At 28.6% G+C, this 26,322-nt stretch carries 25 protein-coding genes, 4 pseudogenes and 1 riboswitch; of the genes and pseudogenes, 27 read left to right on the top strand and 2 right to left on the bottom strand.

Annotated elements, in window-relative coordinates:
• Positions 1–85 precede the first annotated feature (85 nt).
• From LEQ07_RS14435 to LEQ07_RS14350, 21 genes and pseudogenes are all read left to right on the top strand, one after another.
• The gene (locus tag LEQ07_RS14435; RefSeq protein ID WP_263331198.1) at positions 86–1,594 is read left to right on the top strand and encodes a DUF1846 domain-containing protein; all 1,509 of its coding nucleotides are present in this window, start codon (positions 86–88) and stop codon (positions 1,592–1,594) included.
• A gap of 73 nt (positions 1,595–1,667) precedes the next feature.
• Complete coding sequence (gene dinB / locus LEQ07_RS14430) at positions 1,668–2,753, top strand: DNA polymerase IV (protein ID WP_263331197.1); 1,086 nt, start codon at positions 1,668–1,670, stop codon at positions 2,751–2,753.
• Between the two features lie 139 nt (positions 2,754–2,892).
• A pseudogene (locus LEQ07_RS14425) lies at positions 2,893–4,289 on the top strand (MATE family efflux transporter).
• Between the two features lie 119 nt (positions 4,290–4,408).
• Positions 4,409–4,984 (top strand): phosphatase, encoded by a 576-nt coding sequence (locus LEQ07_RS14420; RefSeq protein ID WP_317852088.1) that lies wholly within the window; start codon positions 4,409–4,411, stop codon positions 4,982–4,984.
• 239 nt (positions 4,985–5,223) lie between these two features.
• Positions 5,224–6,453 carry a 30S ribosomal protein S1 gene (locus LEQ07_RS14415; protein ID WP_046822192.1) on the top strand — a complete coding sequence of 410 codons (1,230 nt, stop codon included), beginning with the start codon at positions 5,224–5,226 and terminating at the stop codon, positions 6,451–6,453.
• A gap of 139 nt (positions 6,454–6,592) precedes the next feature.
• Positions 6,593–6,704: riboswitch (TPP riboswitch) on the top strand.
• Positions 6,705–6,776: 72 nt separating this feature from the next.
• A complete protein-coding gene (thiS, locus tag LEQ07_RS14410; RefSeq protein WP_046822191.1) occupies positions 6,777–6,971 on the top strand; it encodes a sulfur carrier protein ThiS in 195 nt (64 codons plus the stop codon).
• Position 6,972: 1 nt separating this feature from the next.
• On the top strand, positions 6,973–7,620 hold the full coding sequence (gene thiF, locus LEQ07_RS14405) for a sulfur carrier protein ThiS adenylyltransferase ThiF (RefSeq protein ID WP_332843217.1): 648 nt from the start codon (positions 6,973–6,975) through the stop codon (positions 7,618–7,620).
• On the top strand, positions 7,593–7,775 hold the full coding sequence (locus tag LEQ07_RS21780; protein ID WP_332843216.1) for a hypothetical protein: 183 nt from the start codon (positions 7,593–7,595) through the stop codon (positions 7,773–7,775). Before thiF ends, LEQ07_RS21780 begins: the two co-directional genes overlap by 28 nt.
• Before the next feature lie 12 nt (positions 7,776–7,787).
• Positions 7,788–8,564 (top strand): thiazole synthase, encoded by a 777-nt coding sequence (locus tag LEQ07_RS14400; protein ID WP_263331196.1) that lies wholly within the window; start codon positions 7,788–7,790, stop codon positions 8,562–8,564.
• Positions 8,565–8,566: 2 nt separating this feature from the next.
• Positions 8,567–8,821 (top strand): hypothetical protein, encoded by a 255-nt coding sequence (locus LEQ07_RS21775; RefSeq protein ID WP_332843215.1) that lies wholly within the window; start codon positions 8,567–8,569, stop codon positions 8,819–8,821.
• Positions 8,797–9,147, top strand: coding sequence for a radical SAM protein (locus tag LEQ07_RS21770; RefSeq protein WP_332843214.1), 351 nt, complete (start codon positions 8,797–8,799; stop codon positions 9,145–9,147). The genes LEQ07_RS21775 and LEQ07_RS21770 overlap by 25 nt, the downstream gene beginning before the upstream one ends.
• Before the next feature lie 62 nt (positions 9,148–9,209).
• Complete coding sequence (locus LEQ07_RS21765; protein WP_332843213.1) at positions 9,210–9,629, top strand: hypothetical protein; 420 nt, start codon at positions 9,210–9,212, stop codon at positions 9,627–9,629.
• Positions 9,630–9,666: 37 nt separating this feature from the next.
• Positions 9,667–9,876 carry a thiamine phosphate synthase gene (locus tag LEQ07_RS14390; protein WP_263331195.1) on the top strand — a complete coding sequence of 70 codons (210 nt, stop codon included), beginning with the start codon at positions 9,667–9,669 and terminating at the stop codon, positions 9,874–9,876.
• A gap of 20 nt (positions 9,877–9,896) precedes the next feature.
• Positions 9,897–10,253 (top strand): thiamine phosphate synthase, encoded by a 357-nt coding sequence (locus tag LEQ07_RS14385; protein WP_263331194.1) that lies wholly within the window; start codon positions 9,897–9,899, stop codon positions 10,251–10,253.
• Between the two features lie 166 nt (positions 10,254–10,419).
• Positions 10,420–11,733, top strand: coding sequence for an aminotransferase class V-fold PLP-dependent enzyme (locus LEQ07_RS14380; protein WP_046822186.1), 1,314 nt, complete (start codon positions 10,420–10,422; stop codon positions 11,731–11,733).
• Positions 11,734–11,786: 53 nt separating this feature from the next.
• Positions 11,787–12,185, top strand: coding sequence for a PA2169 family four-helix-bundle protein (locus LEQ07_RS14375; RefSeq protein WP_263331193.1), 399 nt, complete (start codon positions 11,787–11,789; stop codon positions 12,183–12,185).
• Between the two features lie 149 nt (positions 12,186–12,334).
• A complete protein-coding gene (locus LEQ07_RS14370) occupies positions 12,335–13,765 on the top strand; it encodes an MATE family efflux transporter (RefSeq protein WP_263331192.1) in 1,431 nt (476 codons plus the stop codon).
• Positions 13,766–13,977: 212 nt separating this feature from the next.
• Positions 13,978–15,954 carry a YgiQ family radical SAM protein gene (locus LEQ07_RS14365; protein ID WP_263331191.1) on the top strand — a complete coding sequence of 659 codons (1,977 nt, stop codon included), beginning with the start codon at positions 13,978–13,980 and terminating at the stop codon, positions 15,952–15,954.
• A gap of 226 nt (positions 15,955–16,180) precedes the next feature.
• A complete protein-coding gene (locus LEQ07_RS14360; RefSeq protein WP_046822183.1) occupies positions 16,181–16,735 on the top strand; it encodes an ECF-type riboflavin transporter substrate-binding protein in 555 nt (184 codons plus the stop codon).
• Between the two features lie 12 nt (positions 16,736–16,747).
• A complete protein-coding gene (locus LEQ07_RS14355; RefSeq protein ID WP_263331190.1) occupies positions 16,748–18,454 on the top strand; it encodes an ABC transporter ATP-binding protein in 1,707 nt (568 codons plus the stop codon).
• Positions 18,451–19,281 (top strand): energy-coupling factor transporter transmembrane component T family protein, encoded by an 831-nt coding sequence (locus LEQ07_RS14350; protein ID WP_024620006.1) that lies wholly within the window; start codon positions 18,451–18,453, stop codon positions 19,279–19,281. The genes LEQ07_RS14355 and LEQ07_RS14350 overlap by 4 nt, the downstream gene beginning before the upstream one ends.
• Before the next feature lie 89 nt (positions 19,282–19,370).
• Here LEQ07_RS14350 and LEQ07_RS14345 read toward each other — a convergent pair whose 3' ends face one another.
• A complete protein-coding gene (locus LEQ07_RS14345; protein ID WP_263331189.1) occupies positions 19,371–20,549 on the bottom strand; it encodes an iron-containing alcohol dehydrogenase in 1,179 nt (392 codons plus the stop codon).
• Positions 20,550–20,727: 178 nt separating this feature from the next.
• Here LEQ07_RS14345 and LEQ07_RS14340 point away from each other — a divergent pair, with 178 nt between their 5' ends.
• The 3 genes from LEQ07_RS14340 to LEQ07_RS14330 are packed head-to-tail and all read left to right on the top strand — an operon-like array spanning position 20,728 to position 22,276.
• Positions 20,728–21,099 (top strand): MerR family transcriptional regulator, encoded by a 372-nt coding sequence (locus LEQ07_RS14340; RefSeq protein WP_046822180.1) that lies wholly within the window; start codon positions 20,728–20,730, stop codon positions 21,097–21,099.
• A 55-nt stretch (positions 21,100–21,154) separates the two neighbouring features.
• On the top strand, positions 21,155–21,634 hold the full coding sequence (gene ybaK / locus LEQ07_RS14335; protein WP_046822179.1) for a Cys-tRNA(Pro) deacylase: 480 nt from the start codon (positions 21,155–21,157) through the stop codon (positions 21,632–21,634).
• A gap of 27 nt (positions 21,635–21,661) precedes the next feature.
• Positions 21,662–22,276, top strand: coding sequence for a DNA-3-methyladenine glycosylase (locus LEQ07_RS14330; protein ID WP_263331187.1), 615 nt, complete (start codon positions 21,662–21,664; stop codon positions 22,274–22,276).
• Between the two features lie 71 nt (positions 22,277–22,347).
• On the opposite strand, the gene LEQ07_RS14325 is transcribed toward LEQ07_RS14330, so the two are convergent.
• A complete protein-coding gene (locus LEQ07_RS14325; protein WP_046822177.1) occupies positions 22,348–23,268 on the bottom strand; it encodes an AEC family transporter in 921 nt (306 codons plus the stop codon).
• Between the two features lie 349 nt (positions 23,269–23,617).
• Between LEQ07_RS14325 and LEQ07_RS14320 the strand changes: the two are divergent.
• The 3 pseudogenes from LEQ07_RS14320 (at position 23,618) to LEQ07_RS14310 (ending at position 26,208) form a co-directional block, all read left to right on the top strand.
• A pseudogene (locus LEQ07_RS14320) lies at positions 23,618–24,457 on the top strand (fumarate hydratase).
• A 12-nt stretch (positions 24,458–24,469) separates the two neighbouring features.
• A pseudogene (locus LEQ07_RS14315) lies at positions 24,470–24,999 on the top strand (Fe-S-containing hydro-lyase).
• 31 nt (positions 25,000–25,030) lie between these two features.
• A pseudogene (locus tag LEQ07_RS14310) lies at positions 25,031–26,208 on the top strand (NAD(P)-dependent malic enzyme).
• Positions 26,209–26,322 lie beyond the last annotated feature (114 nt).

Below are 26,322 nucleotides of genomic sequence, written 5' to 3'. Positions count from 1 at the left end.
ATTATTTTTTTATTTATTTAATTTAATTTTAATTTATTTTTTGAAAATATCTACTAAATTTACAATTTATCTAGGAGGAAGAACAATGAAAATAGGATTTGATCACAAAAAGTATTTAGAAGAGCAGTCTAAATATATCTTAGAGAGAGTTAATAACTATGATAAGTTATACTTAGAGTTCGGTGGGAAGTTAATGTTTGATCTTCACGCTAAAAGAGTTTTACCAGGATTTGATGAAAATGCAAAAATAAAAGTATTACAAAACTTAAAAGATAAACTAGAAGTTGTAATATGTGTTTATGCAGGTGACATAGAAAGAAATAAAATAAGAGGAGACTTTGGTATCACTTATGATATGGAAGTTTTAAGATTAATAGATGATTTAAGAGCATATGAACTAGATGTTAACAGCGTTGTTATAACAAGATTTGAAGGACAACCTGCAACAACAGTTTTTATAAATAAATTAGAGCGTAGAGGTATAAAAGTATATAAACATGCTCCAACAAAAGGATACCCAAGTGATGTAGATACTATAGTTAGTGATGAAGGATATGGAGCTAACCCATATATAGAAACAACTAAGCCTATAGTAGTAGTAACAGCACCAGGTCCAAACAGTGGAAAATTAGGAACTTGTTTAAGTCAGTTATACCATGAAAATAAAAGAGGAAATGAAGTTGGATATTCTAAATTTGAAACATTCCCAGTGTGGAATGTTCCATTAAAACATCCTTTAAATATAGCATATGAAGCTGCAACAGTAGACTTAAAAGATGTTAATATGATAGACTCATTCCACCTTGAAAAATATGGACAAATGTCAGTTAACTATAATAGAGATTTAGAATTATTCCCTGTTTTAAAGAAAATAATAGAAAAAATAACAGGAAAAGAATCTGTTTACCAATCTCCAACAGATATGGGTGTTAACAGAGTAGGATATGGAATAGTGGATGATGAAGTAGTTCAAGAAGCTTCAAGACAAGAGATAATAAGAAGATACTTCAAAACAGCTTGTGAATATAAAAAAGGACAAGTTGATAAAGGTGCTTACGATAGAATTAAACTTATAATGGAAGAATTAAATTTAAAGCCAGAAGATAGAAAAGTTGTAATACCAGCTAGAGAATATAGTGCTAAATTAAAGGAAGTTTCAAATACTCCTAACGATATATGTCCAGTAGTTGCATTAGAACTTAATGATGGAACTATACTTACAGGAAAAGCTTCAGAAACTATGAATGCAACAGCTGCAGCAGTTTTAAATGCTATAAAACATTTTGCAAATATAAATGATGATATGCACTTAATATCACCTGTAGTTTTAGAACCAATTATAAACTTAAAAGCAAATACTTTAGGTAATAGAAATGTTGCTTTAAGTTGTGAAGAAATTTTAACAGCATTAAGTATATGTGCAGTTACAAATCCAACAGCTCAAGCAGCTATGGAAAAATTAAGTATGTTAAAGGGTGCTCAAGCACATTCAACTACTATGCTAAGTGTAAATGATGAACAAACATTTAGAAAATTAGGGGTAGATACAACTTCTGATGCAGAATATCCATCAGCTAATTTATATCAAAATTAATTACAGATATATAACCGTATTGTAAAATTACAATGCGGTTTTTTTATGAATATTTAAATAAGGAGGTACTTTAATGGACAGTGAAAGAAAAATAATTCATATAGATATGGATGCATTTTATGCATCTGTAGAGCAAAGAGATAATCCTAAGTTAAAGGGAAAACCAGTTATAGTTGGAGGAAGTCCAGAAGGAAGAGGAGTAGTTGCTACATGCTCATATGAAGCGCGAATATTTGGAATACATTCAGCTATGCCATCTAGTGTAGCTTATGTACGTTGTCCTCATGCAATTTTTGTACCTCCAAGATTTGAAGTATATCAAAAAATATCATATCAAATAAGGGAAATATTTAAAAGATATACCGACATAATAGAGCCTTTATCTTTAGATGAGGCTTATTTAGATGTAACTATAAATAAAAAAGGAATAAAATATGCAACTACAATTGCAAAACAAATAAAAGAAGATATAAAAAATGAAATAGGAATAACAGCATCTGCAGGTGTATCTTATAATAAATTTTTAGCCAAAATTGCATCAGATTATAAAAAACCTAATGGTCTTACAGTTATAACTCCAGATAAAGCTCAGGAATTTATAGATAATCTACCTATTAATAAATTTTTTGGAATTGGGAAGGTAACTTCTAAGACTTTAAAAATTATGGGGATAAAAAAAGGTTATGATCTAAGGAATATGAATTTAATTGAGCTAGAGCAGATATTTAAGAAAAAAGGATATGATATGTATAATTTTGCTCGAGGTATAGATCATAGACCAGTTCAAATTAGTAGGGAAAGGAAATCTGTAGGAGCAGAAAGTACTTTTATTTCTAATGTATACTTTGATTCTGATGAATTAAATGAACATATAAAAGATGTTGTAAAAGATGTATGCAAGAGATTAGAGTATACTAATAAATGTGGAAAGACTATAACTATTAAAATAAAATATGCAGACTTCAAGCAAGTTACAAAAAGAAGAACATTAGAATCTCCAATATATACATATGATGATATATTAAAAAACACAAATATTTTAATAGAGAAAGTAAAGAATAAAGAAAGGCAAATTAGATTAATTGGAGTAACTATGTCTAATTTAATAGATTGTAAAAAAGAAGAATATAATAATATATCATTGTTTGATAAACTGTAAAATAGGTATATATATATATTTGAAAATATTGAAAATAGTAAATTCATTAACAAACTTAAATATTTTAAAGTTAAATATTTAAGTTTGTTAATGAATATGATATTATATAAAATAATAAATTTAAAAATGGAGGTTGATTATGGGGAAACAAACGACAGATTTAGGTAAAGGTAGTGTTGGAAAACTACTATTTCAATTAGCCTTACCTGCTATAATAGCTCAGTTAGTTAATGTTTTATACAATATAGTTGATAGAATTTTCATAGGTAGAATGCCTAATGGCGAGCTGGCAATGGCTGGTGTTGGAGTAGCATTTCCAATAATAATGATTGTATCAGCATTTAGTGCATTAGTAGGTATGGGGGGAGCTCCATTAGCTGCTATAAAAATGGGGGAAAAGATAATGATGGCGCAGAAAAAATAATGACTAACAGTTTTTCTACACTAGTAATAATAGCAATTATATTAACTGTATCTCTTTTAATTTTTAAAGAAAATATACTTTGGGATTTTGGAGCAAGTAAAGATACAATAGGGTATGCAAATGATTATATTGGTATATATCTTATAGGAACTTTATTTGTGCAAATTGGTTTAGGGCTAAATCCTTTTATAAACACTCAAGGTTTTGCTAAAACAGGTATGATAACAGTATTAATCGGAGCAATAATAAACATAGTACTGGATCCAATTTTAATATTTGGATTTAATATGGGTGTTAAAGGGGCAGCCTTAGCAACTATAAGTGCACAGTTTGTTTCTGCAGTATGGGTTTTATTATTCTTAGTCGGAAAGAAAAGTATTCTTAAGATAAGAAAGAAATATATAGTTCCAAATTTAAAAGTTATTGGACCTATTTTACTTTTAGGAATATCACCATTTATAATGCAAGCAACTGAAAGTTTAGTAATTATATCTATGAATAACAATCTTGCTAAATATGGTGGAGATTTAGCTATAGGTGCAATGACTATAATGAGTAGTGTTATGCAAATAATATTACTACCTATGATGGGATTAACTCAAGGGGCACAACCTATAATAAGTTTTAACTATGGAGCAGATAAGTTAGATAGAGTTAGAAAAACATTTAAACTATTATTAGTAAGCTGTTTAGTTTACACAACTATAATGTGGGGAGCTATAATGATATTCCCACAAGTATTTGTATCTATATTTAATAGTAATCCTAAACTTGTAGAAATAACTGTATGGAGTATGAGAATTTACTTTGCGGGAATACTATTATTTGGAGCACAAATTGCTTGTCAGCAAACATTCCTTGCTTTAGGTCAAGCAAAAATATCTATGATATTAGCTTTACTTAGAAAGATAATATTATTGATACCATTGATATTTATATTACCAATATTCTTTGAAAATAAATTACAAGGTGTATTAACAGCAGAGCCAGTTGCAGATATAACTGCAGCAATTGTAACAATAATATGCTTTAGTGTATTTTACAAAAAAACTTTATCTATAGATCATTCAATACAACCAACAGTAGAAATTGCTAAAACTAAAGATGAGTAATTTAAAAAGCTATGGTAAATAAAATTTACCATAGCTTTAAATTTATATAAATTTATTATATACATATAACTAAAGGGTATATAATAATAAGAGATAGTTAAAACATAGGAGGATTAAATATGAATGCAATTATAGATTTACACTGCCATACTATTGCAAGTGGACATGCATATAGCACACTTAAAGAAAACATAGATGAAGCCAAATTAAAAGGGCTAAAGTATGTAGGTGTATCAGACCATGCTCCTAATATGCCTGGAAGTACACATCCTTTTTATTTTGGGAATTTAGGTGTTATAAAAGAAGAAATAAATGGAGTTAAAGTGTTAAAAGGAATAGAAGCTAATATAATGGATTTTGATGGTAATATAGATATTCCAAGTGATGTAGTTGGAAAATTAGACTATGTTATTGCTAGCTTCCATCCACCATGCATAAATCCTGGAAACATACATGAAAATACAAAAGCAATATTAAATGTAATGGAAAATAAAGAGGTGAAAATAATAGGACATTTAGATGATAGTAGATATCCTGTTGATTATGAAAAAGTTGTATTAAAAGCGAAGGAAAATAATACTTTACTAGAGATAAACAACTCTTCATTAAGAACTAATAGCTTTAGAGTTGGAGCAATAGAAAATGCTAAAGTTTTATTAAATCTTTGCAAAAACATGATGTTAAGGTTATTTTAGGTAGTGACGCACATATATACTATCAGGTTGGTAATTTTGAAAATTGTACAAAAATACTAGAAGAAGTAAATTTCCCAGGAAATTTAGTGGTGAATTTTAACGAAGAATATATAAAAGAATATTTTTTTTGGAAAGTAAAAACAATTAATAATATCAAATAATATATCGTTAGTGATATAATAGTATATGATTAAATACAAAAATTATATAAACGTTTACATAGGAAGGGATGAAGTTTAATGGAGAACAATCAAACTATGCAAGAACTTTTAGAGCAACAAGAAAAAGAAATGAGTAGTATAAAAATAGGTCAGACAGTAAGCGGAAAAATAACTAAAGTATTATATGATGAATTACATTTAGAATTAAATTATGGATTTGAAGGAATTATATCTATATCTGAACTTATATTAGCTAAAGATGAAACAATAGAAGATAAGTATAGTGTTGGACAAGAAATAAGTGGAGAAATAACTAAGATAAATCGTAAAGATGGAACAATGTATTTATCAGCTAAAAAGGCTGTTATTGAATCTACTAGAAAAGAGCTAAAAGAAGCTTTAGATAATCATACTATATTAACTGTTCATGTAGAAAGAAGCATTGAAAAAGGACTATTTGCAAGTTATAAAACAGAAACTGTATTTATACCGTTATCTCAAATAGATGTTACATTTGTAAACAATACAGCTGCATATGTAGGACGTGATTTAGAAGTTTACATGATAGAAATGGATTTAAGAAGAAATAGAATAGTTGCATCTCATAGAGAAGTTGCTCATGAAAGAGTAGAAGCTGAAAAAGCAGCTAAAAGAGCACAAATGAAAGCTGATAGAGAAGCTGAAAGAGCTAGAGTTAAACAAGCTAAAGAAGATTTATTTAACTCTCTTGAAGTAGGACAAAAAAGAGCTGGTAAAGTAAGTAAAATAATGAATTATGGAGCATTCATAGATTTAGGTGGAGTAGAAGGATTAGCACATATAAATGAATTAGCTTGGCATAGAGTAGAATCAGTTGAAGATGTAGTAAAAGAAGGTCAAGAAGTAGATGTATATGTTATAAAAATAGATAAAGAAAATAAAAAAGTAGGACTAGCTATAAAAGACATAAACAATGATCCATGGAATTCTGTAAGAGAAGAAATGCAAGTTGGAGATATTGTTAATGTTAAAGTTTTAAAACTAATAGAAAGAGGAGCTTTTGTAGAAGTTAAACTTGGTGTAGAAGCATTCTTACCAATATCTCAATTAAGCGAAGAGAGAGTTATGAAAGTATCTAATGTTGTTAATGTTGGAGATACAATAGATGTTATGATAATAGATATAAAAAATAAAGATAAGAGAATGGTTGTATCATTAAAAGAAGCTACAAAAGAACCTGAAGAAGATTACTCTGAATTTTTAGAAGTAGAAGAGTCATTAGGATCATTAGGAGATTTATTTAAAGATAAATTCAAAGATTTAAAATAAAATAGACGATAAAAATAGTATCTAGTATTAATTAGATACTATTTTTTACGCATAAAATAAAAGTACACATAAAAATACATACATTAACTTTCTATTGAATATAAAAAAATACTATGATATACTCAACTTGTAAAAATGAATAAAAGGCTAGGGGAGCTATGATTGGATAGTTGAGAAGTAAAGCCGTAACTTTCAGACCCTAAAAACCTGATCAAGGTAATTCTTGCGTAGGGAAGCTTAATATAGTTAATAAGCATTATTTTTGATGTATATGAAAGCGTTCTCTAAAAAGAGGGCGCTTTTTTATATTTAAGGAGGAATATATGAAGGTAAATGGGAAAGAGATTTATTTAAAACCTAATACTACAATTTTAAACTTATTAGAAGAACTAAAACTTAAAGTTGATAATGTTGTTGTAGAAGTTAATCTAGATATCATTGAAAATCATCAATATAGCTCATATATATTAAAGTCAGATGATATTGTAGAAGTTATAAGATTTGTAGGAGGGGGGTAAAGTGAAACTGTTTATAAATGAAACTTTAGAAACTTTAAATGAGAATGAAGTAAGTATTAATTTGATAAAAGACAGATTTAAAAAGAATGCAGATGTAGTTATATTAAATGGATATCCTATTTTAGAAAATAAACTTTTAAAAGATGGAGATAGAGTTACCTTAATAAAAAAAGGAGAAACTCCTACATTTGAGGAGCTAGAAAGTTTAATGGTATCAAGGCATACTCCAAATATCCATGCTAGTTTGAAAAAAGGTAAAGTCGTTGTTTTAGGACTTGGAGGTCTTGGTTCTAATATCGCTATATCACTTGCAAGAATAGGAGTAGGACATCTAATATTAGCAGACTTTGATGTAGTTGAACCATCTAACTTAAATAGGCAACAATACTTTATAAGTGATATAGGTAAGTACAAAACCGATGCAATTAAAAATCATATAAAAAATATAAATCCATTTATAAAAATAGATACTGTAAATAAAATTATAGATTCATCAAATATAAATGAATTTGAGGATGTAGATATTATAATGGAGGCATTTGATAGTCCTAAATACAAAGCTGAAATTGCAAGTTTTGTATTAAAGAATATGAAAATAAATACCTTATTTCATCATCTGGAATGGCAGGTTTTTATGATTCTAACATAATAAAAACAAGAAAGATAAAAGATAAATTTTTTATATGTGGAGATGAAGTAAGTGAAGCAAAAGAAGGGGATGGACTTATGGCACCTAGAGTATCTATTTGTGCAAACCATATGGCCAATATAGCTACAAAGATATTGATAGAATATATAAAATAGAGGGGGATAAAAATGGATAAATTAGTATTAGGGGGACATGAATTTAACAGCAGACTATTAATAGGAACGGGTAAATATGGCTCAAATGAGATTTTGCCAAAAGTTATAGAATCAAGTGAAAGTGAGATTATAACTGTAGCATTAAGAAGAGTTGATTTAGATAATAAAGATGAAAATATTATAAGTCATATTCCAAAAAAAATTACTATACTACCAAATACTTCAGGTGCAACAAATCATGTTGAAGCAGTTAGAATTGCTAGGATAGCTAGGAAAATGGGATGTGGAAATTTCATAAAAATAGAAGTGATAAGTGATTCTAAGTATTTATTACCAGACAACAAAGAAACTATAAAAGCTACTAAAATTTTGGCAGATGAAGGATTTATAGTATTACCGTATATGACACCAGATTTATATGCAGGAAAAAAACTTGTAGAAGCTGGAGCAGCAGCAGTTATGCCATTAGGAGCACCAATTGGATCTAATAGGGGACTTAAGATGAAAGAAATGATAAAAATTATGATTGATGAAATAGATATACCTATAATCGTTGATGCAGGAATAGGGAAGCCTTCTCAAGCCATGGAAGCTATGGAAATGGGAGCAGCTGCAGTATTAGTAAATACTGCAATATCTAGTGCTCAAGATTCAGTAAAAATGGCAAATGCATTTAAACTAGCTGTCGAAGGTGGAAGAGAAGCATATCTAGCTAAGGTGGGGAGAGTTACAAATTATGCAAATGCATCATCACCTTTAACAGGATTTTTAAGCGAGGTAGGTGTTTAGGATTGAGTTTTTACAAAGTTGTAGATTCATATAAAGATTTTAATATAAATTCTTATTTGGAAAATGTAAGTGATGAAGATGTTTTAAGAAGTATACAAAAGGACAGTTTAGATGAATATGACTTATTAAATTTACTATCAAAAACAGCAACTAAGTATCTTGAACTAATGGCCCAAAAGGCAAATGAAATAACAAATAGATACTTTGGAAAACTATACTTTTATATACACCTATGTACATTTCAAATTTTTGTGTAAATAAATGCGTATACTGTGGTTACAATATAGAGTCTGATATAAAGAGAAAAAAACTAAATGTAGATGAGATATATAATGAAGGATTAGCTATATCTAAAGATGGATTTAAACATTTACTAATTTTAACAGGTGAAAGTAAAATTCATTCAGATGTAAAATATATAGGACATGCTGTTTCTGTTTTAAGTGATATATTTCCTTCTATAACAATAGAGGTTTATCCAATGGATGAGGACGAATATAGATACCTATATGAAAAGGAGTTGAAGGTATCACTGTATATCAAGAAACATACAATGAAAAAATATATAAAAATGTTCACTTAAAAGGACCTAAATCTAATTATAAATATAGATTAGATGCTCCAGAGAGAGCTGCAAAATCTGGGATGAGGAGTATATCTATAGGAGCTTTATTAGGACTTAATGATTTTAGAGAAGAAACTTTTTTTACTTTAATGCATGGAAAATACATAAGAAATAAATATCCTCAAGTTGATGTGTCATACTCAATACCTAGAATAAGACCTTTTAAAGGGTGTTATGAAAATCTTATAGAAGTTAGTGATAAGGATTTAGTACAAGTTATGATGGTTATGAGATTGTTTGATAATCAAGGGGGAATAAATTTATCTACTAGAGAAAGTTTAAGTTTAAGAAAAAATTTAATTCCTCTTGGAGTTACAAAACTAAGTGCGGGAGTATCTACTAATGTTGGCGGACATTCATCAGATGGAGAGGGAACAGAACAATTTGAAATAAGTGATGAAAGTAGTGTATTACAAATAAAAAAATGCTTAATGATATAGGGTACCAACAAATATTTAAAGACTGGGAAAGATTTCAATGTACCTTATAACTAACAGACATTTATGTAATGAGAAAAGATATTTAGAAGTATTAGAGGAATCATCTTTTAATGGTATTGAAAATATTATATTAAGAGAAAAAGATTTAAAGAATGATGAGTTAAAAAAACTGTATTTTAAAACTAGAGAACGTGTAAATAAAGAAACTAAAATTATAATAATGGTAATTATGAAATTTTTAATTTAGTAGATGCTGATGGCATACACATGCCGTTTGATATGTTTAATAAATTAAAATATAACCTTGAATATAAAGAAAAGATTATAGGCGTATCTACACATAGTATAGAAGAAATTATTGAGGTGAAAAAATATTCAGTTTCGTATTTAATATTTTCACATATATATGAAACTAAGTGTAAAATTGATTTAAAGCCAAAAGGAATAAGTTTACTAAAGCAAGCTCAAAGTGAATTAAATGGATATGATATAAAGTTAATAGCACTAGGAGGTATTTTGCCAAATAATGTGAAAGAAACTTTGAATTACTGTGATGATATCGCAGTTATGTCTAGTATTATGGAATCAGATAATGTAAAAGATACAATTAAAAGTTTTTTATAAATAGGCTATCCTAAAACCATTGAATAAATGGGTATAGGATAGTCTTTTTACGTTTGAAATTTACATGCAATAGATAGAATGAAAGCACATTATGAACTAATTTTGAATACTATTAATGAAGAGTTAATATAAATATTTTTAAATTTGTTTTTTAGGGGGAAAATAAATGTATAGAAAAGAAGTCAATTATAGACCTATGTTTGATGGAGTAGATTTAACCATAAAACTAGGAGATGGAGCATATGCAACACCTATATGCTTTGACAATGGAGCGACAACACCTCCTTTTAAATGTGTAGACAGAGAAATTTTTAAACATATGCAAATGTATGGATCTATAGGTAGAGGTAAGGGGCCAAAATCAGAGTATTCAAACAGAGTTTATGAAAAATGTAGAGATTATGTTAAGGAATATTTTAACTTAAAAGATGATGATCGATATACTGTAATATTTACTAAAAATACAACCGAAGGAATAAACTTATTAGCAAATGCATTGATAAATAGCAAATATGATAAGGTTATTACTACAAGAATGGAACATCATGCTAATGATCTACCATGGAGGTACAATGCAAATGTTATTTATATAGATGTAGATGATCAAGGAAAATTAAAATTAGATGATATAGAAGAACAATTAATTAAAAATAGAGGAGAAGTTAAATTTATAAGTGTAACTGGAGCATCTAATGTAACAGGATACGTAAATCCAATACATCATATAGCAAAACTAGCACATAAGTATGGAGCCAAAATTATTGTTGACGCAGCGCAATTAGCTCCTCATAGAGAAATCAATATGAAAGGAACCGGAAATAATGACTCTATAGATTTTTTAGTATTATCTGCACATAAAATGTATGCACCATATGGAACTGGAGTAGTTGTTGGGCTGAAATCATATTTAGAAGATAAAGAACCATTTTTAAAAGGTGGAGGAGCTGTAGACTTAGTTTTTGATTATGATATTTATTGGAGTGAATTACCATCAAGATTTGAAGCGGGAACTCCTAACTATTTAGGCGTTGTAGCTTTGTACACAGCTATGAACAAATTAAAAGAAATTGGATTTGACAAAATTCAAGAACATGAAGAACTTTTAAAAAATAGGCTTATCAAAGGGCTTGAAGATATTGATAGAGTAGTACTTTATGGAGACTCAAATGACAAAGATAGATTAGGAGTTATAACTTTTAATGTAGACGGTATAAATTTTGATTCAGTAGCCGATAGATTATCTTATATTAGAGGAATTGCTGTAAGACAAGGAGCATTTTGTGCACACACTTATGTAAGAAGATTACTTGGGATAGGTGACCTAGAAGCTCAAAAACTATTAAATAGAGATTGTAAAGCAGCTGGTATGGTTAGAGCTAGTTTAGGGCTTTACAATACAACTGAAGAAGTTGATGAATTTTTAAATACTATGGAATTTATGATAAATAGATGCAGACACTTTGAAAATAATATATTTTAATTTATGTGAATAATATAAATCTTTGGTAGAAAACTAAGGATGAGGTGATAATTATGGATAAACATGATGAACTTATAAAAGAGTTAAATAAGTTTTTAAGAGGAATTCATATGGGAGCAGACACATTTAGAGTTTATCAAGATAAAGCTGAAAATAAAGAATTGAAAAGTGAACTTACAAAAAGTATGGTAATATTTAGAGAACAAGACCAAAAAGTAAGCTCATATATAAAGCAACTTGGTGGAGAGCCTGCAACTTCATTAGGTGTAGCTGGAGAGATGGCGAGTATGTTTGAAAAATTAAAGGATATGTTTATAGATAATGATAAGGAATTAATTAAACATACTATAAATGCTATTGATATGGGAATAGAAGGTGGAAACAATTTATTGCATTCATACAAAGATGAACACTTAGATAAAAGTATATTCCAACATTTAAATGAATGGTAAGTCAATATAAGGTTATAAAAAATAAATTTGAAATAATGTACAAATCACTTTAATAAAAAGCTTGATTATATTTTATATAATCAAGCTTTTGTTATTAAAAAAATAATATAGCAAAAAAATTGATTAATAGATATTATTATAATGTATAGATGAATGTCAGAAAATTCTTTAAGAAAAGAGGTGTATATATGAAAGAAAGAATAAATTTAACAGAGGGGAAAATTACAGAAAAGCTAATAAAACTAGCACTTCCTATAATGGGAACATCTTTTATACAAATGGCGTATAACATGATAGATATGCTATGGGTAGGAAAAGCTGGAAGCAGTGCTGTGGCATCAGTAGGTACAGCAGGTTTTTTTCCGTGGCTAGGAATGGCACTTATAGCTATATCTAGAGTTGGAGGAGAAGTACAAGTAGCACAAAGTATGGGAAAAAATGATGTGGAAAGCACTAAAGCATATATAAAAGCAGCAATAGAAGTTAACATAATATTGGCTATTTTATATACTTTAACTTTGTTGATATTTAAAAATGAGTTAATTGGAGTTTTTAATATTGGGGATGTAGATGTTATAAGAATGTCTAAGGAGTATCTTGTCATAGTAGCTATAGGAATGATATTTTATTTTATAAACCCTGTATTTACTGCTATCTTCAATGGAATGGGTAATAGCAAAACTCCATTTAGAATAAATACCATAGGACTTATAACTAATATTATATTAGATCCAATGCTTATAATAGGTTTTGGACCGATACCTAAATTAGGAGTAGCAGGAGCTGCTATAGCTACAGTTTTTTCTCAAGTTATAGTTACAGTGTGTTTTATAGGATTGATTATAAAGAAAAATGATCAATATTTTAAAATTATGTTTTTTAAAAATATAAATTTTGAATATTATAAGGCTTTGGTTAAATTAGGTATGCCAGTAGCAATACAAAGTGGTATGTTTACTATATTTTCTATGGCACTTGGAGTGATTGTAGCATCATGGGGACCAGTAGCTATTGCAGCGCAAAAGGTTGGTGCTCAGATAGAGGCTATTTCTTGGATGACTGCAGATGGAATAGCTGTAGCGTTTAGTAGCTTTTCAGGTCAAAATTATGGAGCTAACAAATACGACCGAATAAATAAAGGATTTAAGATAACACTTATAATTGCTAGTTTATTAGGAATATCAAATACATTAATTTTAATATTTGGAGGAAAATCTATATTTACTATATTTATAAATGAAAATGAAACCATAACTGAAGGTGCAAAATATTTAAAAATATTAGGTTATTCTCAGTTGTTTATGTGTGTAGAGATAATAACATCAGGAGCATTTAAGGGGATAGGAAGAACGTATATACCATCTATTTTGGTCACTGTATTAACGGGAGCTAGGGTTCCTCTAGCGTATTTTTTATCAAGCGCAGGAATTTTAGGCTTGAGCGGAGTTTGGTGGAGTATAACCATAACTAGTATAATAAAAGGAATACTTATGATAAGTATATATGTATATTTATTAAAATCGAATAAACTTTACAGAGAAAATAAACATGATATAAAAACTAAAACAGTATTAAGATGATAAAGTTAAAAGTGCTAGTTAATACGATTAGCACTTTTTGTATATATTATGAACTTGTAGGCAGTTAAGTTAATATAATTTTTGATGGAAATAAAAAATCATACAAATACTAGCTAAGTTAATGGTATAATAGAAACTTAGGAAGAAAATTTGATTCGAGTTAATAAAAGTAGTTAATAATAAATATAAATGACATATAAGTAGGTGATTAAATGACAAATAAATTTTTACCAATATGCAAACAAGACATGGTAGATAGAGGATGGGAACAGGTAGACTTCGTATTAGTAACAGGAGATGCTTACGTAGACCATCATAGTTTTGGTACAGCTATAATATCTAGAGTTTTAGAAAACGCAGGATTTAAAGTTGGAATAATAGCACAACCAGATTGGAAAACAACAGAAGACTTTATGAAATTAGGAGAGCCTAGACTAGGATTTTTAGTTAACTCTGGAAATATGGACTCTATGGTAAATCATTACTCAGTAAGTAAAAAACATAGAGATAAAGATATGTATTCTCCAGGAGCTAAAATGGGGCTTAGACCGGATAGAGCTGTTATAGTTTACTGTAATAAAATAAGAGAAGCATATAAAGATGCGAAAATAATAATAGGTGGAATTGAAGCTAGTTTAAGAAGGTTTGCGCATTATGATTATTGGAGTGATAGAGTAAGAAAATCTATGCTTATAGATAGTCAAGCTGATTTGTTAGTTTACGGTATGAGTGAAAAACAAATCGTAGAAGTTGCAAATGCATTAAATGATGGTTTTGAACCAAAGTATATAAGACATGTAAATGGGACTTGTTATATAGCAGATAGTAAAGATGAAATATATGATGATTATGTAGAGATACCATCATTTAAAGATGTTTCTTCAAGTAAAGAAGAATATGCTAAAGCATTTAAAATTCAGTATGATGAACAAGATCCATATAGAGGTAAGGTTATAATACAAAGACATGGAGATAAGTATTTAGTTCAAAACAAGCCTGAAAAACCATTAAATAGAGAAGAACTAGATGCGGTTTATGCACTTCCTTATGCTAAGGATTATCATCCTATATATAAAGCTATGGGTGGAATACCAGCAATAGAAGAAGTTAAATTTGGAATCGTAAGTTCTAGAGGATGCTTTGGGAGTTGTTCTTTCTGTGCTATAACATTCCATCAAGGAAGAGCTGTACAAAGTAGAAGCCATGAATCTATATTAGATGAAGCTAAATATATAACTGAACTAGATGATTTTAAAGGATATATACACGATGTTGGTGGACCAACAGCAAACTTTAGAGATGCAGCTTGTAAAAAGCAAATAACTAAAGGTGCTTGTAAAAATAAACAATGTCTACACCCAGAACCATGCAAAAACTTAAAGGTTGATCACTCAGATTTCTTAGAACTTTTAAGAAAAGTAAGAAGTTTACCTAAAGTTAAAAAGGTGTTTGTACGTTCAGGAATAAGATATGACTATGTAATGGCAGATAAAAATGATAAGTTCTTTAAAGAACTTGTTGAACATCATGTAAGTGGACAATTAAAAGTTGCACCAGAGCATATAGCTGAAGAAGTTTTAGATCATATGCAAAAGCCAGCAGGTAACACTTATGATAAATTTAGAGATAAATTCTTTAGGTTAAGTGAAAAAGTTGGGAAAAAACAATATATTATACCGTATTTAATGTCTTCGCATCCAGGTTCTACTTTGAACTCAGCAATAGAATTAGCTGAATATTTAAGAGACACTAAATATCAACCAGAACAAGTTCAAGATTTTTATCCAACACCAGGAACTTTATCAACTACAATGTTCTATACAGGTATAGATCCGTTAACTATGAAACCTGTATATGTTCCAAAGTCTAAACATGAAAAAGCTATGCAAAGAGCATTGCTTCAATATAGAGCTCCAAGAAACTATGAATTAGTTCATGCAGCATTAGTTGAAGCTGGAAGAGAAGATTTAATAGGATTTGGTCCAAGATGTTTAATAAAACCTAGAGGTGAGCATCCTAGAAATTATAACAATAAAAGCAAAACTAAAAACTCTTCATCTAAATCTTCATCAAGAGGAAATAAAAAAGACGATAGTCGAGGAAAACGCGGAAATAAAGACTCTAGAGACAATAACTCTAGAAATAATAGAAATGAAAAAACGAAAGAAACAGTAAAACTAATAAGATAAAAGAAAGAAAAGATAAACATAAAAAGCCCATTTTTTAAATGGGCTTTTTATTATAATTTAAATTGATGCAAATTGACATTTTTCGATAAAATATTTATAATAAAAGTTATGACAAAATTTAAAATATAAGGATTTAGCAAGTCTTGTGCTTATTAAAATTTAGAATAATACTTGCTTTAAATATTTATAAATTATCCAAAATAAAATAGAAAAGGAGGAGAGATGTATGGGAAATAAGCTTACTATAAAAACTATAGTTGCTATAGGGATAGGGTCTGCAGTATTTATGATATTAGGACGTTTTGGATCTATACCAACGGGAATTCCAAATACTAATATAGAAACTGCATATGCATTTTTAGCATTAATGGCTCTTATGTATGGTCCACTTGCAGGATTTTTAATAGGTTTTATAGGGCACTGTTTAAAGGATTCTATATTTTATGGTTCACCATGGTTTAGTTGGGTTATAGCATCAGCTGTAGTTGGTTTAGTAATTGGTCTTATATATAAAAAAATTAATATAAGTGGCGGAGAGTTTAATAAAAAAGAAATAATAATTTTTAATATTACTCAGATAATAGCAAATGCCCTTGCATGGTTTGTAGTGGCTCCAACTCTAGATATATTTATTTATGCAGAACCTGCATCTAAAGTATATTTACAAGGTGTTTTAGGAGGAATAGGCAATATAATTACAGTAGCTGTTTTAGGAACTGCCATAATAAAAAGTTATGCTAAGACTAAGATACCAACGGGAAGTTTAGATAAAGAACTATAAAAGGAGATTCGTATGAAAAAGAAAATAATAGAATTTAAAGATTTTACTTTTAAATATAGAGTTCAAGCTAAACCTACATTAAAAAATATCAATCTTACAATTTATGAAGGAGAGAAGGTATTAGTAGTAGGTCCGTCAGGTTCTGGAAAAAGTACTTTAGCTCATTGTATAAATGGTCTTACACCTTTTTATTATCAAGGAAATAGTACGGGTAGCTTGAAAATAATGGGGAAAGAAACTAAAGATATGGGAATATTTGAAATATCTAAAATAGTAGGAACTGTACTTCAAGATCCCGATAGCCAATTTATAGGATTAACAGTTGCTGAGGATATAGCATTTAAGTTAGAAAATGACTGTACCTCTCAAAGTAAAATGAAATCTATGGTGCAAAAAGTTTCGAAATTAGTAGGAATAGATAAACAACTTGATTCAGCTCCTTATAGTTTATCAGGAGGACAAAAGCAGAGAGTTACATTAGCAGGAGTTACTGTTGATGATGTAGATATATTGTTATTTGATGAACCTTTAGCTAGTTTAGACCCAGCTACAGGGAAAAGTGCAATAGAACTTATAGATAGAATAAAAAGTGAAACAAATAAAACAATTCTTATAATAGAGCACAGATTAGAAGATGTTCTTCATTGTGATGTTGATAGAATTATAGTTATGAGTGAAGGTGAAATAGTTGCAGATATGAATGCTGATGAGCTGATATCTTCAGATATTTTAATTGAAAACGGAATAAGAGAACCATTATATGTTACAGCTCTTAAATATGCAGGGGTAGATATAAATCCTGATATGAATCCTGGACATATAAATACTATAGATATAAACAAATGTAGCGATTGTTTAAAGAAATGGGATAGTAATAGTAATATACATGAAGAACAAATCAATGAAGATGTATTACTTGAATTAAAGAATGTATCATTTAAATATGAAAAAAATAAGCCTATATTAAAAGATATATCATTTAAAATAAATAAAGGTGAAATGGTTAGTATAGTAGGAAAAAATGGGGCAGGAAAATCTACTATATCTAAATTAGTATGTGGCTTTTATAAACCAACAAGTGGACAAATACTTTTAAATAATAGAGATATAATAGATGATTCTATAAAAGAGCGTGCGGAAAAAATAGGAATTGTAATGCAAAATCCTAATCAAATGATTTCTAAGACTATGATCTTTGATGAAGTTGCATTAGGGCTTAGATTTAGGGGTATTGATGAAGAAACAATAAAGGAAAAAGTATATGAAACATTAAAAGTTTGTGGATTATATGAGTATAGAAATTGGCCTATATCAGCACTTAGTTATGGACAGAAAAAACGTGTAACTATAGCTTCTATATTAGTTTTAAATCCAGAAATAATAATTTTAGATGAGCCTACAGCAGGACAAGATTTTAAACATTATAATGAGATAATGGAATTTTTAGCAGATTTAAATAGAAAAGGTGTAACTATAATAATGATAACTCATGATATGCATTTAATGCTTGAATATACAAATAGAGCGATAGTTATAGCAGATGGTATTAAACTAGATGACGATACAGCAGCTAATGTTTTAACTAATAGTGAAGTTATAAATCATGCAAACCTAAAAGAAACATCTGTTTATGAGTTAGCTATAAAATGTGGGGTAAGTGACCCAAGAAAATTTGTAAATAAATTTATTGATTATGATAGGAGGATTAGAAGAGTATGAAAACAACAATGCTATCATATATAAAAGAAGATTCGCCTATCCATAATTTAACAGGTGCTACAAAATTAATATTTTTCATGGCTTGGTCAATAGCTTCTATGATAACTTACGATACTAGAGTTCTTGTAGGAATGTTAGTATTAAGTTTAATAATATTTAAAATATCAAAAGTTAAATTTAAAGATGTAGCTTTTGTTATATATTTCATTTTATTCTTTATGGTGTTAAATAATATTGCCATATTTATATTAGGACCGTATCAAGGTGTTGAAATATATGGAACAAGAACGGACTTAATTAAATTAATAGGACCATATACAGTAACAGCTGAGCAGTTATTTTATCAATTAAATTTTAATTTAAAAATATTTGCAACTATACCTATGGCATTACTATTTATAGTTACTACTGATCCGAGTGAATTTGCAGCATCATTAAATAAGCTTGGTATAAATTATAAAATTGCATATTCTGTTGCAATAGCTCTAAGATATATACCAGATATACAAAGAGATTATCATGATATATCATATGCACAACAAGCTAGAGGAATAGATATGTCTAAAAAAGAAAAGTTAGGAAAGCGTATAAAAAATATTTCATCTATACTTATGCCACTAATATTCTCAAGTTTAGAGAGAATAGAAGTTATAAGTTGTGCTATGGAACTTAGAGGATTTGGAAATAAAAGAAAACGTACCTGGTATAATGCAAGAAAGTTTAGAACTAGTGATTACGTAGCAATATTATTAGCTATAGTAATATTATTTGGATCTTTATATATTACATTTAAAAATGGAAATAGATTCTATAATCCATTTGTATAGTAAAATAAGTTAATAAAATTACAATAAAATGTAAATACCCATAATAATTCCATATAGAATTATTATGGGTATTTTTAATATAAAAATAATTATAAAGCTAAATTATATATAGCTAGAACATCTTCCCAATTAAGTTTTTTTAGTCCACCAATAAGAATTTCTTTCCCATCTTTAAAGTTAGTAGATTTTTTTGCCATTAACTCTAAATTAGACTCGTTGATATTAAGTTCTTTTAAACTAGTAGGTAATTCAAGTTTTTTATAGAATGATTTTAATTTTTCAATTCCCTCATTTATGATCTCTTCTTGAGATTTAGATGTACTTTCAACACCCATAACATTTATAGCGAATTGCTCAAACATAGGTGGGTTTTCTTTATATACATACTTCATCCAGGCAGGGGTTATGACAGAAAGTCCTGCTCCATGTGCAACATCATATATAGCGCTAAGCTCATGTTCTATTTTATGAGAAGCCCAATCTTGTTCTCTTCCTAAACCAAGTAACCCGTTATGAGCAATATTTCCAGATAAAGCTATTTCAGCCCAAGCATCATAGTTTTTATTATCGTTTATAATAATTGATCCATTTTTCATTATAGTTTTTAATGTGTTTTCGCATAATCCATCAATTAAATCTGTATTAGACGTATTAGTAAAATAACGTTCCATTATATGACTCATCATATCACTAATTCCATTAGCAATTTGATTTCTTGGCAATGTGAAATATAGTTCTGGATTAATGATGCTTAATAAAGGTCTAAGTAATTCGCAACCACAAGATAATTTTAGTTGTTTTTCTTCATTAGTAATAACTGTTCCAGTACTAGATTCACTTCCGGCTGCTGGTATAGTTAGAATAGTTGCAACTGGAATAGCTTCTTTAATTTCTATATCTTTGCAGTAGAAATCCCAAACATCTCCGTTGTAAGGGATGCCGATTGCTATAGCTTTAGCAGAATCTATTACACTTCCTCCACCTACAGCTAAGATAAAGTCTACTTTTTCTTTTCTGCATAGTTCAATTCCCTCGTTAACAAGAGATAAACGAGGATTTGGTTTTACTCCTCCGAGTTCAACAAAGTCTATTTGGTTTTCTAAAAGTGAATTTATTACATCTTCATATACTCCACTTTTTTTTATGCTTTGTCCACCAAAGTGGAATAAAACTTTATTTGCATAAGGTTTTATTAACTTTCCTATATTTCTATGTTCATTTTTTCCAAAAATTATTCTAGTTCTATTTTGATAATCAAAGTTTAACAAACTCAATTCCTCCTAAATTTTTATACTTAATTTAAATCGTGTAGTTATTTAATAGAAGTTTCTTAAGCTAATATTAATACTTAGAGTTAACTCTAAGTCAATAGCTTTTGTTTTAAATATTGACAATTATTTTTATAAGAAGTAATGTATAGCTAAATAAATCATAGGAGGATGAAGAATGAATTATACAATTTCAGAGGTAGCTAAAAAATTTAATTTAACTCAGCATACAATTCGCTACTATGAAAAAGAAAATATAATTTCACCTCATAGAAATAAAAATGGTATACGTTATTTTACAGATGAAGATTTAGACCAAATTGAAATGGTGTGTTGCCTTAAAGCTACGGGAATGTCCATAAAAGATATAAAATCTTATTTTAAACTTTGTTCACAAGGAGATGAAACTTTAGAAGAGAGGTTAGAAATTTTTAATTCTCATAGGGAACACATATTAAAAGAGTTTGAGTTATTACAAAAAAACCTAGATAAAATTGATGATAAAATCAGTTGGTATAAAGGGTTTATGAAATCTAAGAGGTGTGATTGATAAGAAATATATGTTAAATTTAACATATAAGTTATTTTAGGGAGTGTGATTTTTTATGGCTAAAACAAAAGTAAAAACTAATGCAATGAGAATTTTAGATTCTAAAAAAGTAAAATATAATATGCTTTCATATGATGTTTCAGATGATCATGTGGATGGAGTATCTGTAGCGAATAAGATTGGAAGAGATGTAAGTGAAGTATATAAAACTTTGGTTACACAAGGAACTAGTAAAGAGTTATATGTATATGTGATACCTGTTAATGAAAATTTAGATTTAAAAAAGGCTGCAAAAGTAGCAGGAGAAAAAAAGGTAGAGATGATACATGTAAGTGATATAAACAAACTTACTGGATATATAAGAGGTGGATGTTCTCCTGTAGGAATGAAAAAACTATATAAAACTTTTATAAATGAAACAGGAAAAGATTTAGAAAATATTATAGTGAGTGCTGGTAAAATAGGATATCAAATAGAACTAAATCCATTCGACTTACAAAAAGTTATAAATAGTAAATTTGAAGATATAATATAAGTAAGTTAAAAAGAAAGTTGGGATTAAATGAATGTAGATTTTTTCAGGCAAGATGCAGTTACTTTATCAAAACAATTACTTGGAAAGTATTTAGTGAGAAAATATGATGATAAAGAAATTATAGTTAAAATAGTTGAAACTGAAGCTTATATGGGAATAACGGATAAGGCTGCTCATGTATATGGTGATAGAAGAACAGATAGAACAGCTCCATTATATGAAGATGGAGGAACTATATATGTTTATTTAATATACGGAATGTATTACTGTTTAAATATTTCTGCAAATATTAAAGATACACCGCAGTGCGTACTTATAAGAGCGGTAGAGCCTATTAAAGGAATTGATGATATTTCAATAAATAGATATGACAAAGTATATGAAGAGTTAACTACATATCAAAAGAAAAACATTACCAATGGACCAGGAAAATTATGCAAAGCTCTTAAAATTGAAAAAGATTTAAATTTTAAAAGTGTATTAGGTAATGAGCTGTTTGTAAAAGATTCTATTGATAATGGTAAGGAATCAAATTTTGAAATTATTGAAAGCAAACGTGTAAATATCGATTATGCTCAAGAAGCTAAAGATTATTTATGGAGATATTATATAAAAGATAATAAATATATATCTAAAAAATAGTTGTCTAAAATAATAGACAACTATTTTGTGCTTAAGTAAATTGAGCTTAATAACTTAAGCAAGTAAATTTTTTAACTAAGTAAAACTATGCTTATGATAGGGATTGTAACTATAGATATTAGTGTAGTTAAAAATACAGCTTGAGATGCAAGTTGATCATTTGCATCATAACTCTTTGCCATGATTGCAGTATTTGATGCTGCAGGCATTGCAGATATAACTACAGGCACACCTAATAATAATGGATTTTTAATATATAAGCTTAATAGAAAATAAACAACAGATGGAACAACTAAAAGTCTTATAAAGGATACTATATATAATTTTTTATTTATAAAAGTTTCTTTAATAGGAGAACTAGCTAATAAGCTTCCTATAACAATCATTGATAAAGGTGTTGTTATACTTCCAAGCATATCTAAAGTATTAAATATTGGAAGTGGAAGTTTAATTCTTAAAAGGAATAATGAAAGTCCAGTTAAGACCCCTATAATTGGAGGACTTATAATAGATTTAATTGAAAATTTATATTCACTATTATGTTTATTTAACAAATAAGTTCCAACTGTAAATACGAAAAAATTAAAAGGCAGATTAAAAATTGCTGTAAAAAATATAGCTTCTTTACCTAAAACAGCTTCGATAACTGGATACCCCATGAACCCAACATTAGAGAATACAATTATATATTGATAAAGACCGCAATCTTTATCGCCTTTTATAAAAAATTTAAATAAAAAAGCTATCAATATAGTTGTAGAGTACATTAATATTGAAATTATTATTAAAGATATAATATCACCTAATAAACTAGGGTTAAATTCCATTTGCATAGCGCTAATTATCATAGATGGTAAAAACAACCCCATTATCAGTTTTGTAAGTCCAGATGTGGTATGTTTATCTATTAACCCCTTAAAGCTAGATATGTATCCAACTAAAATAAGCAAGAACAAAACAGTTATTTGAATAAATATATTATTAAAGTCCAATATATCACCCCCTATAATTATTATATAGAGGTTTAGAGGATAATGAATAAAGTTATTAAAAATAAATTGAAAATATTTAAATAAAATGTATATAATTCAAAAATGGTAAATAATTAAAATATAAGAGATAATTAATCTCCCCCAAACTTTAAGATATCTCTTACAACCATAAAACTCATATATCCCCCATTAAAGCATATACTTTCGGACAGTATGTGCTTTTGTTTTTTTTGAATAAAATATAATATGAAGAAGGGATTAAACGAATTTTGTTATTGTTAAAATAATTAAAAAATGATAAAGTTTTATATATAGTCGAATATTAAACTTGAAAATGGGGGATAAGTTCGTGAGAATTATAAAGTCATCACAAATTACAGAAATTGTAAGAGATATGTGTATAAAAGCAAATATATACCTAGGGGAAGATGTTGTAGAATCTTTAAAAGAAAATAAAGAAAAAGAAAATAGCGAACTAGGAAAAATATATTAAATAATATTAATAAAAAATTGTGAAATTGCAAAAGAAAAACAAATGCCTATATGTCAAGATACTGGAATGGCTGTATTTTTTGTAAGTATCGGTCAAGATGTACACGTAGAAGGTAAAAATATAAGCGATGCAATAAATGAAGGTGTAAAGCAAGGTTATGAAGATGGCTTTTTAAGAAAATCAGTTGTAACTCCAATAAATAGAAAAAATACACAAGATAATACACCTGCAATAATTCATTACGATATAGTTGAGGGTGATAAAATAACTATAGAGTTTGCACCAAAGGGATTTGGTAGTGAAAATATGAGCAAGATGAAAATGTTAAAGCCATCTGATGGTATAAAAGGAATACAAAACTTTATTATAGATACTGTTAAAGAAGCTGGGCCAAATCCATGTCCACCTATAGTTGTTGGTGTTGGAATTGGAGGAACTATTGAAAAATGTGCACAGATAGCAAAAAAATCTTTATTAAGGGATATAGGAGCACATAATAAAGATGAAAATATAAAAAATTTAGAAATACAAATATTAAAAGAAATAAATAACCTAGGAATAGGGCCTCAAGGATTAGGTGGAAATACAACTGCGCTTGCAGTTAACATAGAGACATTTCCAACTCATATAGCTGGGCTTCCTGTAGTAGTAAATATAAACTGTCATGCGGCAAGACATAAAAAGGCTATAATATAAAGGGGGATAAAAATGAGAAAGATAACTCTTCCCATAGATAATGAAACAATAAAAGAGCTAAAGTGTGGAGAAATGGTAAGTATAAGTGGTGTAATTTATACAGCTAGAGACGCAGCGCATCAAAGAATGGTTAATTCTATAAAAGAAGGTGAAAAATTGCCTTTTAACGTAGAAGGGCAAGCTATATATTATGTAGGACCAACACCTCATAAATATGGAGAAGTAATAGGTGCTGCTGGACCTACGACAAGTTATAGAATGGATGACTTAACAGCTCCTTTATTAGATAGAGGATTAAAGTTAATGATAGGTAAAGGAAAGAGAAACGATACAGTTATCGATTCGATGAAAAAAATGTATGTGCATATTTAGCTGCTATAGGTGGCGCAGGTGCATATATATCAAACTCTATTAAAAAGGCTGAAGTTATAGCTTATGATGATTTAGGAGCAGAAGCTGTAAGAAGATTAGAGGTTGAGGACTTATTTGCAGTAGTTGCAATCGATTGTTATGGCAATAACATTTATGAAATAAATAAATAACTATAAATCAAAATATGAAAGAGGTTAGGTTATGACTAAAAATTACTCAGAGTTAGCATTAGAAATGCATGAAAAGAATAAAGGGAAAATAACTATTTCTAGTAAAGTTAAAGTTGAAGATAAAGATGATTTATCTATTGCATATACTCCAGGAGTTGCAGCTCCGTGTTTGGAAATATCTAAAGATGAAGATTTAGTATATAAATATACATCAAAAGGAAATATGGTTGGTGTAGTTAGTGATGGAAGTGCTGTATTAGGTTTAGGTAATATAGGAGCTAGTGCATCAATACCAGTAATGGAAGGAAAAGCAATACTATTTAAGGAATTCGCAAATGTAGATGCATTTCCAATATGTTTAAAGACGAAGGATGTAGATGAAATAGTAAATACTGTAAAATTAATGGAACCTGTATTTGGAGGAATCAACTTAGAAGATATAAGTGCTCCAAGATGTTTTGAAATAGAAGAGAAATTAAAAAAAGAGTTAAACATACCAGTTTTTCATGATGATCAACATGGAACAGCTATAGTTTTATCTGCGGCTATAATAAATTCATTAAAATTAATAAATAAAAAATAGAAGATCTAGAAATTGTTATAAATGGACCTGGAGCAGCTGGATTAGCAATAGCTAAAATGTTAATCAGCATGGGAGTTAAAAATATTGTGTTATGTGGATTAAATGGAGCTTTAGAAGAAGGTATGGATGATTTAAACTGGGCTCAAGAAGAAATGTTAAAGGTTACCAATATCCATAACGAAAAAGGATTATTAGCTGATGTAATAAAAAATAAAGATGTATTTATAGGAGTTTCAGGACCTAACTGTGTAACAAAAGAAATGGTAGCTACTATGAACGAGAAATCTATAATATTAGCAATGGCAAATCCAACTCCAGAGATAATGCCAGACCAAGCAAAAGCGGGTGGAGCTTATATAGTTGGAACAGGAAGAAGTGATTTTCCAAATCAAGTAAATAATGTGCTTGCATTCCCAGGTATATTCAGAGGGGCATTAGATGTAAGGGCTACTGAAATTAATGAAGAAATGAAAATAGCAGCAGCTAATGCAATTGCAAATTCTATAAAAATAGAAGACTTAAACCCTGATAATATATTACCTAAATCTTTTGATAGAGATGTAGCTAAAAATGTAGCAGAAGCTATAAAAGAAGCGGCGATAAAAACTGGCGTAGCTAGGATATAAAACTATTATATCAAAATAGATGAGACAAAAGGATGAATGTATAAGTGAAAGCTTATATATTCATCCTTTTATAATTAAATATATGTAGAGATGGAAAAAAATTTTAATATAGTC

The sequence above is a fragment of the Paraclostridium sp. AKS73 genome, assembly GCF_025671395.1.
In the GTDB taxonomy this organism is placed as follows: Bacteria; Bacillota; Clostridia; order Peptostreptococcales; family Peptostreptococcaceae; genus Paraclostridium; species Paraclostridium benzoelyticum.
Note: the sequence above shows the minus strand (reverse complement) of the source record. Positions and strands in the feature narration are given on the sequence as shown.